At 65.2% G+C, this 10,753-nt stretch carries 11 protein-coding genes and 1 pseudogene; 7 read left to right on the top strand and 5 right to left on the bottom strand.

All coding sequences use genetic code 11. From position 1 onward, the window contains the following. Window positions 1-68 precede the first annotated feature (68 nt). Window positions 69-1,190 carry a DegT/DnrJ/EryC1/StrS family aminotransferase gene (locus H7U20_RS02205; RefSeq protein ID WP_199517987.1) on the bottom strand — a complete coding sequence of 374 codons (1,122 nt, stop codon included), beginning with the start codon at window positions 1,188-1,190 and terminating at the stop codon, window positions 69-71. A gap of 205 nt (window positions 1,191-1,395) precedes the next feature. Here H7U20_RS02205 and H7U20_RS02200 point away from each other — a divergent pair, with 205 nt between their 5' ends. The 5 genes from H7U20_RS02200 (at window position 1,396) to H7U20_RS02180 (ending at window position 5,972) form a co-directional block, all read left to right on the top strand. Beyond that, on the top strand, window positions 1,396-3,057 hold the full coding sequence (locus H7U20_RS02200; protein WP_199517986.1) for an acid phosphatase: 1,662 nt from the start codon (window positions 1,396-1,398) through the stop codon (window positions 3,055-3,057). A gap of 278 nt (window positions 3,058-3,335) precedes the next feature. Continuing rightward, entirely contained in the window at window positions 3,336-3,560 is a 225-nt protein-coding gene (locus H7U20_RS02195; protein ID WP_199517985.1) for a hypothetical protein, read from the top strand. Between the two features lie 116 nt (window positions 3,561-3,676). Then, window positions 3,677-5,089, top strand: coding sequence for an ATP-dependent RNA helicase DbpA (dbpA, locus tag H7U20_RS02190; RefSeq protein ID WP_199517984.1), 1,413 nt, complete (start codon window positions 3,677-3,679; stop codon window positions 5,087-5,089). Window positions 5,090-5,274: 185 nt separating this feature from the next. Beyond that, window positions 5,275-5,439, top strand: a complete 165-nt coding sequence (locus H7U20_RS02185; protein ID WP_199517983.1) for a cupin domain-containing protein — start codon at window positions 5,275-5,277, stop codon at window positions 5,437-5,439. Beyond that, window positions 5,436-5,972: a GNAT family N-acetyltransferase gene (locus H7U20_RS02180; RefSeq protein ID WP_199517982.1), complete on the top strand. Its 537-nt coding sequence runs from the start codon at window positions 5,436-5,438 to the stop codon at window positions 5,970-5,972. The genes H7U20_RS02185 and H7U20_RS02180 overlap by 4 nt, the downstream gene beginning before the upstream one ends. Here H7U20_RS02180 and H7U20_RS02175 read toward each other — a convergent pair. Both H7U20_RS02175 and H7U20_RS02170 read right to left on the bottom strand, forming a co-directional pair. After that, on the bottom strand, window positions 5,958-6,584 hold the full coding sequence (locus H7U20_RS02175) for a 2-hydroxychromene-2-carboxylate isomerase (protein WP_199517981.1): 627 nt from the start codon (window positions 6,582-6,584) through the stop codon (window positions 5,958-5,960). The two genes, H7U20_RS02180 and H7U20_RS02175, sit on opposite strands and share 15 nt — an antisense overlap. Window positions 6,585-6,601: 17 nt before the next feature. Next, a complete protein-coding gene (locus tag H7U20_RS02170; protein ID WP_199517980.1) occupies window positions 6,602-7,444 on the bottom strand; it encodes a CmcJ/NvfI family oxidoreductase in 843 nt (280 codons plus the stop codon). 208 nt (window positions 7,445-7,652) lie between these two features. Here H7U20_RS02170 and H7U20_RS02165 point away from each other — a divergent pair, with 208 nt between their 5' ends. Together H7U20_RS02165 and H7U20_RS02160 are read left to right on the top strand one after the other, a co-directional pair. Continuing rightward, a complete protein-coding gene (locus tag H7U20_RS02165; protein WP_199517979.1) occupies window positions 7,653-8,597 on the top strand; it encodes a LysR substrate-binding domain-containing protein in 945 nt (314 codons plus the stop codon). 448 nt (window positions 8,598-9,045) lie between these two features. Beyond that, window positions 9,046-9,876, top strand: coding sequence for an FxDxF family PEP-CTERM protein (locus H7U20_RS02160; RefSeq protein ID WP_199517978.1), 831 nt, complete (start codon window positions 9,046-9,048; stop codon window positions 9,874-9,876). A gap of 173 nt (window positions 9,877-10,049) precedes the next feature. Here H7U20_RS02160 and H7U20_RS02155 read toward each other — a convergent pair whose 3' ends face one another. Both H7U20_RS02155 and H7U20_RS30065 read right to left on the bottom strand, forming a co-directional pair. Further along, window positions 10,050-10,499, bottom strand: coding sequence for a GNAT family N-acetyltransferase (locus H7U20_RS02155; RefSeq protein ID WP_370593051.1), 450 nt, complete (start codon window positions 10,497-10,499; stop codon window positions 10,050-10,052). Further along, window positions 10,496-10,753: pseudogene (locus H7U20_RS30065) on the bottom strand (hypothetical protein); the annotation flags it as partial. The gene H7U20_RS02155 and the pseudogene H7U20_RS30065, both read right to left, overlap by 4 nt.

Below are 10,753 nucleotides of genomic sequence, written 5' to 3'. Positions count from 1 at the left end.
CCGCGGCCCCCCCCCCGGCTCTTCGCCTGTGGGTGGTTTTGATCCACCACCGCGCCGAAGCCCGCCCACTAAACGCCGACGATCTCCGCCACGGCGGCGCACACGCGGTCGACATCGGCCACCGTCATCGCCGCGTGCAGCGGCAGCGTCACCGTCTGCCGGCCGACCCGCTCGGCGTTGGGGAAGTCGCCCTCGGCATAGCCCAGGCCCAGGCCCAGCGTGGTGGTGTGCAGCGCCTCGTAGGACATGCCGGTGGCGATGCCGCGCCGCTGCAGCGCGTCGCGGAACTGCTTGCGGTCCAGCGCCATCGTCTCGAACGGCAGCATCACGCAGAACATGTTCCAGCTCTGCCCCGCCATGCCCCACGGCGGCAGCATGGCGCCGGCGATGGCCGGAAAGCGCTCGAAATAGCACTCCACCAACGCGGCGCGCGTCGCCAAAAAGCCATCGAGCTGCGCCAACTGGCGCAGGCCGATGGCCGCCGACACGTCCGACATATTGAACTTGCCGCAGGCCGCGACCACGTCGCGCGTGCCGTCGGGCAGGCGGGCGATGCCGTGGAAGCGCTCGATGTCGACCAACTTCGCCTCGTCCTCCGAGGCCAGCACGATGGCGCCGCCCTCGATGGTGGTCATGTTTTTGTTCGGGTGGAAGCTGAAGGTGGCGATGTCGCCAAAGCCGCCCACCGCCCGCCCGCCCCAGCAGGAGCCCTGCACCAGCGCGGCGTCCTCGATCACCCGCAGGCCGTGGCGGCGCGCCAGCGCGTACAGCGCGTCCATGTCCACCAGGCTGCCCGGGAAGTGGGTCGGCATGATGGCCTTGCTGCGCGGCGTGATGGCCGCCTCCACCTGCGCCAGGTCGATCGCCCGCGACGGCAGCACGCAGTCGACAAACACCGGCCGCGCGCCGACCTTGACGATCATGTTCATGGTCGAGAAAAAGCTCTGCGCGCTGGTGATCACCTCGTCGCCCGCGCCGATGCCGCAGACCCGCAGCGCCACCTCCATCGCGCCGGTGGCCGAGGTCAGCAACCGTGTCGGCCGGCCGCCGAAACGCGCCGACAGCGCCGCCTCCAGCGCCGCCACCTTGGGGCCGGTGGCGATCCAGTTCGACTGCAGGACCGCCGAAACGTCCTCGATGGTTTGCGCGTCCAGCACGGGTTGGGCGAAATTGAGCGGCGAAGCTTGCATGGCGGTCCTTCTACGACGATGCGCGAACTGTGGGGTTGCAAATTCTATCACCGGGCGGCGCCGCCCCGCGACGGCCGCCTTCATCCCGCGGCAATTTGAAGCGCATTTCACTTTCCTCATTTATGACAAACTGTCACAATCCTGCTTTGCCCGGCGCGGCCGCCAACCCGCCCCGCCGGCAGCCCAATCACCTGAGGAGAAGTGCGTGAAGGACCAAGACCGCGACCAGCAGAACCCAACTGCCGACCAACCCAGCAATCCCTCGCGCCGGCGCATCTTCCAGGCCGCCAGCGCGGCCGGACTGGCCACCGCCCTGCCGGCGATGGTCGACGCAGCCCCGGCCCGCAAGCTGGCCAAGGGCTCGCTCGACGCCAAGCTCAAGGCCCACGTCAAGAACGTGGTGGTGATCTATTTGGAAAACCGCAGCTTCAACAACCTGTTCGCCAACTTCCCCGGTGTCAGCTCGCCGCTGTCGGCCGTGCCGGCCGCCGCCAGCGCGCAGAAGGACCGCAACGGCAGCGTGCTGCCGACCCTGCCCAAGGTCTGGGGCGGCATCGTGCCGACGCCGCAGGACATCGGCGGCAAAAAGTATGTGCTCAACGAAGACCAGGTGCAAGGCCTGCCCAACGGCCCCTTCAAGCTGGTCGACGCCGAAGGCAAGCCGCTGCCGGAAGCGGTCATCACGCGCGACCTGTGGCATTTGTTCTACCATAACCAGATGCAGATCAACGGCGGCAAGAACGACGGCTTCGCCGCCTGGGGCAACACCGGCGGCATGGTCATGGGCTACTACGGCGAGACCAGCAAGAACCTCGGCCTGTGGAAGATCGCCGAGCAGTACACCCTGTGCGACAACTTCTTCATGGCGGCCTTCGGCGGTTCCTACCTGAACCACCAGTTCCTCGTCACCGGCCGCACGCCGGAGTACTTCAACGCCGCGCAGACGCCGGCCAAGAAAAAAATCGCCGTGCTCGAAGACGGCCCCACCGGTACCCGCCTGGCAGTGGCGCCGGACTGCCCGCCGTCGGCGCTGGACGGCAAGCCGAGCTTCGTCAACGACGGCGCCATCTCGCCCGACGGTTACGCCGTCAACACCATGGCGCCGCCCTACCAACCGAGCTATGTGCGGCCGGCCGCCGGCGGCGACGCCAACCTGGCCGACCCGCTCGACCCGAGCACGCTGCCGCCGCAAACCTATGACACCATCGGCGACCTGCTGTCGGCCAAGCGCGTCAGCTGGGCTTGGTACGGCGGCGCCTGGCAAGCCGCCCTCGACGCGCGCGGCGGCGGCGCCAAGCCCAACTTCCAGTTCCACCACCAGCCGTTCAACTACTTCAAGCAGTTCGCCCCCGGCACGGCGGCGCGCGCCGAGCACCTGCGCGACGGCGGCCTGGGCGACAGCCCGATCTCCAACAAATTCCTCGCCGACGCGGTGGCCGGCACACTGCCGGCGGTCAGCTTCTATAAGCCGCAGGGCAATCTGAACCTGCACGCCGGCTATTCCGACATCGAGTCCGGCGACCAGCACATCACCAACGTCATCGAGCACTTGAAGAAGTCGCCGCAATGGAAGGACATGGTCGTCGTCATCACCTTCGACGAAAACGGCGGCTGGTGGGACCACGTCGCGCCGCCCAAGGGCGACCGCTGGGGTCCGGGCTCGCGCATTCCGGCCATCGTCATCTCGCCGTTCGCCAAGAAGGGCCAGGTCGACCACAGCTTCTACGACACCACCTCGATCCTGCGCCTGATCACCCGCCTGCACGACCTGCCGCTGCTGCAAGGCCTGGCCGTGCGCAACGCCGCCTTCGCCGAACGCGGCGCGCTGCCGCCGGGCGACCTGACCGGCGCGCTGAGCTTCCGCTAGGCGCCGGGTGCCGGACGCCCGGCGCCTCCAAGGGCCGGATGACGCACACCGGCACGGCCGCCGACGCGGCCGTGCCGGCCCGCCCCGTCCCACGGCCAAAACGGTTTGTGATACACTGCGTGCACTAAAATTTACTGAGCCCGACTGCTGCAGCCGGGCTTTTGTTTTGTGCGGCGCATTTACGCGCCGCCTTGTTCAAGCGTCCCCTGGCGTGCACACGCCAGCCGGGGACGCTCCATTGCGCCAGCCGCCGCGGCCAATGGGTATGAGGTTCAGAAATGAGAGATAAAAAAGACAACGCGACGTTCGACCTGCCCGGCTTCAGCCCGGCGGCGCCGCTCGAGCCGGAGCCCAAGCGTGGCGCCGGCCCGCGCGGCAAGCGCGCCAACATGAAACAGGTCCAGCTCGAACTGCTCGAGGCGACCGACAACTCCGGCCTGCCGGTCTGGACCCGCGACGACGCGCTGGACCTGACCGGGCTGCCGGTCTGGGCGCCGAACTAGCGCCCCGGCGCAGCCGCCGCGCGCGGCCGCCCACCATTCGCACCAAGGCCCGCGGCCGCAGCCGCGTTCAGCCTGTTAGACTGTGCCCCATCCCCCTCTTTACCCGGTCCGCCACCATGACTACTGATTCCTTTTCCAGCCTGCCGCTGACGCCCGCCTTCCTGGCCAACCTCGACCTGCTCGGCTACCACAAGATGACGACGATCCAGGAACAGAGCCTGCCGGCGGTGCTGGAGGGACGCGACCTGATCGCCCAGGCCAAGACCGGCAGCGGCAAGACCGCCGCCTTCGGCATCGGCATCCTGCACAAGCTCAATCCGGCCTGGTTCGCCACCCAGGCGCTGGTGCTGTGCCCGACCCGCGAACTGGCCGACCAGGTGGCCAATGAACTGCGCCGCCTGGCCCGCGCCGCCGGCAACATCAAGGTGCTGACCCTGACCGGCGGCTCGCCGATGCGCCCGCAGATCGCCTCGCTGGAACACGGCGCCCACGTCGTCGTCGGCACGCCCGGCCGCATCCGCGACCACATCGGCCGCAACACCATCGACCTGTCCAAGGTGCAGACCCTGGTGCTCGACGAAGCCGACCGCATGACCGACATGGGCTTCTACGAAGAGATCGCCGGCATCGTCAGCGCCTGCCCGACGCGCCGCCAGACGCTGCTGTTCTCGGCCACCTACCCCGACGACATCCGCCGCGCCACCGCCTCCTTCCTGATCGACCCGGTCGAAGTGACGGTCGAAGCCCAGCACGACAACAGCCAGATCGAACAACGCTTCTACGAGATCGGCTTCGACCAGCGCAACGGCGCCGTCGCCAAGCTGCTGAACCACTTCAAGCCCGTCTCGGCGCTGGCCTTCTGCAACACCAAGGTGCAATGCCGCGAACTGGCCGACGATTTGCGCAGCCAAGGCTTCTCCGCGCTGGCCCTGTACGGCGAACTGGAACAGCGCGAGCGCGACGAGATCCTGGTGTTGTTCTCCAACCGCAGCTGCTCCGTGCTGGTGGCCACCGACGTCGCCGCGCGCGGCCTCGACATCAGCAACCTCGAAGCGGTGATCAACGTCGACGTCTCCAAGGACACCGAAGTGCACATCCACCGCGTCGGCCGCACCGGCCGTGGCGGCGAAAAGGGCCTGGCCCTGTCGCTGTGCGCGCCGAACGAGAAGAAGTGGGTCAAGCTGATCGAGGAATACCAGAAGGCGCCGGTCGCCTGGCACAAGCTCGACGAGATCGAGGAAAGCGAATACGCCGCCGCCGATCCGGCGCCGATGATGACGCTGGTGGTCATGGGCGGCAAGAAGGACAAGCTGCGTCCCGGCGACCTGCTCGGTGCCCTGACCGGCGACGCCGGCCTGACCAAGGAACAGGTCGGCAAGATCAACGTGTTCGAGTTCATGAGCTATGTCGCGCTGGATCGCCGCGTCGCCCACCAGGCCTTCGAGCGCCTGAGCAAAAACAATCCACTGGGCGGCGACTTCGGCGCCATCAAAGGCCGCAACTTCAAGATGCGCTTCATCGAAGCGTAAGCCAGCGCGCCGACAGAGCCGCGTGCCCTAGAGCGAAGGCGCCGGCAGCATCAACACCACCCAACGGCAACAAGCCAGGGTCAGACCCCTCGGGGTCTGACCCTAGACCTTGCCGGTGGTTTCAGTGAGCTCACCAAATTGCCGAAGTCGATATCTACCAGCAGGTCTGGATCATCGAAGGCGTGATGGAGATCAGCGTCGGCGACCAACACTGGCGCCTGGCCACGGGCGACTGCCTGGCCATGCGCCTGGACCAGCCCATCGTCTACGCCAATCCGGGCAGCACGGCGGCGCGCTATCTGGTCGCCTTGGCGCCGCAACCCTTCATTCCGAACCGGAGACCCGCATGAACATCACCATCCGCCGCCTCGACGCCGACGCGGCCGCCGCCAGCATCGAAGCACTCGCCGATGTACTGATCGACTGCGTTGAAGGCGGCGCCTCGGTCAGCTTCATGCTGCCGCTGCCGCGCGCCAAGGCCGTGGCCTTTTGGCGCGACGTGGCCGCCGGCGTGGCGCGCGACGAGCGCGTGCTGCTGGTCGCCGAGGACGCCGCCGGCCGCATCGTCGGCACCGTGCAGATGATCACCGCCCTGCCCGACAACCAACCGCACCGCGCCGACATCGCCAAGATGCTGGTGCACCGCCAGGCGCGCCGCAGCGGCATCGCCCAGCGTCTGATGGAAGCCATCGACACGGCCGCGCGCGACGCGGGCAAGTCGGTGCTGGTGCTCGACACGGTGAGCGGCGGCGACGCCGAGCGGCTGTATGAACGCGCCGGTTGGCAGCGCGTCGGCGCGGTGCCGCAGTACGCGCTGATGCCGAATGGCGACCTGTGTGGCACCACCTTCTTCTACAAGCACCTCACGCTAAGCGGAGCTTGAAATGGCGCGGCTGCGGCCATGGGCAAGCGCATCGTCGAGCCGGTCGTTACCCCAAAACATATCGGCACCGACGAAAAAGGTCGGCGCGCCGAATATGCCCAGCGCCTGCGCCTGCGCCGTGCGCTGCCGCAGCTTCTGCTTGTTTGCCTCCTCCTGCGCGGCGGCGATGATGGCTCCCGCATCCAGGCCCAAACCGAGCAAAACGGCGGCGACGCTCTCGTCGCTGCCGATATCGAGATCGTCGCGAAAATTGCGCAGCATGACGCGCTCGCAAAAGTCGCCCAGCCACGGCTGCTCCGCGGCATGCAGGGCGACCCGCGTCGGCAACAGCGCCAGCCGGGGAAAGTCCGACGGACGCCGCCACGGCAGGCCGTACTTCTCGCACTGGCGCAGCATGTCCAGCCACACGTATGCGCCCTTCTCCTTTTGCAGCACGAAGGGCGAGCTCGCCCAGCCCTGCGACTTGAAGATAGGCCCCAGCAGGAAAGGCCGCCAGCACACCGCCAGGCCCGTATCGCGCTGCAGCGCCCGAATGCGCAGCAAACTCAGATAGCTGTAGTTGCTGCCGAAATCGAACCAGAATACCAATTCGTTCCGCGTCGTGTTTTCCATATCGTCTTCTCCCCTGCTCAATCGAATATTAACAAACAGCGCGTCTCGATGCTCTCGCGCGGCGGCGCATCGTCCGGTGCCGCCGGATGCTCGAACGCCGCGTGCGGCGTGAACCTGGCCACACCCGTCCGGAGCGAATCGAACTGCTTGAAGATCAGCGTCTCGTCGCGCGTCAACGCCGAGAAATACGACCACGCAAACTCCGCCCCATACACGGCCTGATAGATTTCGCCGCCGCGCTCGGGGTAGAAAATATCGCTGGCCACCAACTGCCCCGGCGCCACGGTGCGCGCATCACACAGCGCCAGCGGCACGTCGAGCACCGGATGGCGGATCGGCCGCCACAGGTTGACAATGCTGTAGCGCGCGATCTTCGACGCCGCATCCGCATCGCCCATTTCGATCGCCAGCCGGCGCTGCGCCGACGCCAGCGTGAAATCGCAATGCACTCGTCCCGCCGCGCCGGGACGATGACCGTCGCGGCGACCGAAGGCCAGCGGCGGCCCCGGTTGCCGCCGCCGCAGCAGATGGTCGAAGACGATGGCGCGACTGGCCCCGGTGGCCGCACAGGCAAGTTGCGCCGCCTCCGGATAGTGGTAACGCAGCACCTCATCCTGGTTCATGAAGTCGCGCACCGCGCTGGGCGCGTGATGCAGTTCGAAGCCTTCGCGGTCGATCGACAACGACGCGGCAACGGCGCGCGCATCGCGTACGCGCACGTTTTCGCGCCGGTAGTCGCTGTTTTGCCACGGCCCGCCATCGGGCGGCGGATACATATAGGTGTAGGGACGCTCGTTCGCCGGGCACAAAAATTCCAGTGCCGCCGTGACCGTGTCTGGCCCTGTCGGGACTTGTCGCATGGATGCTCCTCATTCATGTTTGCACCCACTCATTGAACCCCAGCCAGCGAGCCGGCTCAAACGCTATTTTTGCTCCGTTCGCATTCCATCCAAGCATGTGTAAAATACTCGCAGAGCAGCCCCGCCGCGATTGCCCCGGCAATTCTCAGCGCCACCTGAACACTCGTCGCCTGCCCCTGGCAGACGGCGCAACGGAGCACCGAAGCCCATGTCCAACCGCCTGCTCGACCTGCCGCCGCTCGATCTGCTGCGCACCTTCGTCGCCGTCGGCCGCCGCATGAGCATCACCCTCGCCTCACAGGAACTGTGCCTGACCCAGTCGGCGCTCAGCCGCCAGGTGCAAGCGCTGGAGAGCTTTCTCGGCTACCGCCTGTTCGTCCGCTCGCACCGCCGCATCGAATTCACCAGCGCCGGCCAGCGCCTGTTCCGCAGCGCCGACTCGGCACTGGAACAACTCGGCGACGTCGTCGCCGCCCTGCATCCCGGCACGGCCGGCGGCGCCGTCACCATCAGCGCCAGCATCGGCGTCACGGCCCTGTGGCTGCTGCCGCGCCTGGGCGCCTTTCAGCGCGCCGCGCCCGGCATCGACGTGCGGGTCGCCGCCAACAATCGCTTCGTCGATCTGGAGCGGGAAAACATCGACCTCGCTGTGCGTTACTGCAAGCGTGCCGATGCGCCCGAGCACGCCCTCTTCCTGTTCGACGAGGAACTGGTGCCCGTCGCCCATCCCGCCCTCGGCGTGAGCCGGATCGAAGACCCGGAGCAACTGCGCCAGCAAGTCCTGCTCGATTTCGACGACGTATCGCGGCCCTGGCTGCAATGGCATGACTGGTGGCGCAAGGCCGGCAAAGGCAAGCTGCAAGCCCGTGGCGTGCTGCACTTCAACCAATACGACCAAGTGGTGCAAGCGGCCCTGGCCGGACAGGGCGTGGCCCTGGGACGGCTGGCGCTGGTGCGCCCGCTGCTCGATGAAGGCAAACTCGTGTTGGCCAGCGCGCGTGCGCCGGCCTCGCTCGCCTACGGCTACTGGCTGATCGCCCGCCATGCCGCGCCCAACGCCAACGCCAACGCCAACGCAAGCATCGTGCGCGACTGGATTGTGGCCGAGGCGGCCGGAATGCAAAGCGCTAGCGGTCAAGGCCCGCTTAGTTGACAACTACCGGTTGCCAATCTGGAGCAAGCGAGTGGCGTTCTTTGGCGGTTTTTACAACAACGCAAAGCATGGGGACAGGGGAGTTTACGTCGAGCCGTCCGTCGTCCCAAAGTAGCCTTTGAAAGTCTGTGGTCGGGTTCGGTCATATCCTTAGACAAGGTGAGTCAACCCTATGCAGAGCGCCCTTCACGCAACGCCTCGGCTACAACACGAACGATCGCGACGTCCTTCCAATGCGCGCCCGGTGGACGACCTCGCTCAGGGACCGCGTCTTTGGCCGTAAGGGGACCAGCGGGAGCGTTTGTCGGTGCGGGAAAAGGATTCCTTACAGCCGATAAAAAAATATAAAAATGAAATCATTGTAATGATGGCGTGATGTCATTCGACCAAGAAATTCCGCGCGACTTCGTGCGCGGCATTTCAATTACATAACAAAGGATGACATCACATGAAACCTTCTATTTTCGCAAAAGCGCTGATTGCCGTCAGCGTCGGCCTGACCGTTGCTGCCGCCCAGGCCGCCGACGTCACCTTCACCTTCACCAATATCGCGCCGGTCGGCGGCGTTGGCGTTGCCCCTCTTTGGCTAGGTTTGCACGACGGCAACTTCGACACCTTCAATGCCGGCGCCGCAGCCTCGCTGGCCATCGAGCGCTCTGCCGAGGACGGCAACGCCAGCGTGCTGAGCGCCAACTTCGCCAGCGCAGTGGCGGGTGGCTTGCAAACGACACTGCCAAACGGACCGCGCTTTCCCGGCGCGAGCAGTAGCTTCACGCTGCACAACGTCGACCTGAACGGCGCCAATCGCTACCTGAGCTACGCCGCCATGGTTGTGCTCAGCAACGATTTCTTTATCGGCAATGACGATGCGAAGGGCATCGACCTGGCATCGCTGGCTGGCGGCGGCAAGCTGTCGCTGGCGCTGGGCGGTGCTGGCCATGTCTACGACGCCGGCACCGAGCAAAACAACTTCGCCCACTCACTGGCCAATGGTGCATTCGGCATTGGCGGCGGCCAGAGCGGCCCGAATCAGGGAATGGATGAAAACGGCGTGGTGCATGTCGTCACCGGAAATCCCTATCTGACTTTTGCCGATGGCGGCAATTACGTCCCGGCCAATTTCGATTGGACCGCGCTCAATTTCAACCAGCAGCAAGCGATAGGCCGCCTGGATATTTCGGTGACGGCAGTGCCGGAACCAGAAACCTACGCGATGCTGCTGGCCGGCCTGGGATTGCTGGGCTGGACAGCGCGCCGCCGCCACCCTGCCAAGCCATGAGCAGGTCGCGATAGCAAACGGCAAACAGCTCGCGACTAAGCGGCCGGCATCGGCCTCCCGGTATTATGGGAGTCCGATGTTTTCCAGATGTGCGCTCTCGGCGAAGTAAGCGACACTAGAAACGAACAAGTGAAATTGTTTGCCCTGCGTAGCCAGAAAAATCAACACGGCAACTACGTGGCTTGCGCTTCCGGCCTCACCCGCAGATAAAAAGCGTCGTTCCCATCAACTCGCTCTCGTGTCCATCCTTGCGAGGCGTAAAAACGATCTGCTCTTGTTTCCGCCCCGGTGCTCAATCGGACGACGTCGTGACCCTGCTCGAAAAGCCAAGTGAGGGCCATGTTGAGCAGTTGCTTACCCAGTCCGCGCCTCTCGTATTTTTGCTCAATGAACAGCGCCCAAATGGATGAATCCGTGTTGTTGGCGTAGCAAAAACCGGCGACAACCCCATCCACTTCCGCCACCCAAGCTCGTCCGAGGAGCTCCAGATAATCTTCATACATTTGCTCGGTAACACGAGCGGGGTTGGAAAGAATATTTTCGCGAACAGCCAATCGAATCTTTGACATTGCAGGAATGTCGCGAGAATTCGCCCGCCGGAAACTGGTCAATTGTGTTTTCACTTCGACGACCTTAAGTAAGTCCGTAATCCGTGCGTCAGGAGAAAGGGAAAGACGCTCGCATGGTCTTCGTCATCGAATACGCGCAGGCGCGTCTTCAGATTCGGGAACCTGTGCGATTTCAATATTCCGTCGAACTCACGCAGGTCCTCTACCATGTCAGCTGCTGTGGTCAAGTAATTTCGGACACGACGATAGGTTGGCGTGCTGCCATTTTCCGTTCGTAGACGGTGGGCGACAGATTGCCCAATGCTGAA

The organism is Rugamonas violacea (assembly GCF_016461825.1).
GTDB lineage: Bacteria > Pseudomonadota > Gammaproteobacteria > Burkholderiales > Burkholderiaceae_D > Rugamonas.
This window is presented reverse-complemented; position numbering and strand designations above follow the sequence as displayed.

Excerpts from the sequence above, each read along its gene's own strand:
- H7U20_RS02205 (WP_199517987.1), bottom strand. The coding sequence starts at position 1,190 with ATGCAAGCTTCGCCGCTCAATTTCGCCCAACCCGTGCTGGACGCGCAA.
- H7U20_RS02195 (WP_199517985.1), top strand. The coding sequence starts at position 3,336 with ATGAGAGATAAAAAAGACAACGCGACGTTCGACCTGCCCGGCTTCAGC.
- dbpA (WP_199517984.1), top strand. The coding sequence starts at position 3,677 with ATGACTACTGATTCCTTTTCCAGCCTGCCGCTGACGCCCGCCTTCCTG.
- H7U20_RS02185 (WP_199517983.1), top strand. The coding sequence starts at position 5,275 with ATGGAGATCAGCGTCGGCGACCAACACTGGCGCCTGGCCACGGGCGAC.
- H7U20_RS02180 (WP_199517982.1), top strand. The coding sequence starts at position 5,436 with ATGAACATCACCATCCGCCGCCTCGACGCCGACGCGGCCGCCGCCAGC.
- H7U20_RS02175 (WP_199517981.1), bottom strand. The coding sequence starts at position 6,584 with ATGGAAAACACGACGCGGAACGAATTGGTATTCTGGTTCGATTTCGGC.
- H7U20_RS02170 (WP_199517980.1), bottom strand. The coding sequence starts at position 7,444 with ATGCGACAAGTCCCGACAGGGCCAGACACGGTCACGGCGGCACTGGAA.
- H7U20_RS02165 (WP_199517979.1), top strand. The coding sequence starts at position 7,653 with ATGTCCAACCGCCTGCTCGACCTGCCGCCGCTCGATCTGCTGCGCACC.
- H7U20_RS02160 (WP_199517978.1), top strand. The coding sequence starts at position 9,046 with ATGAAACCTTCTATTTTCGCAAAAGCGCTGATTGCCGTCAGCGTCGGC.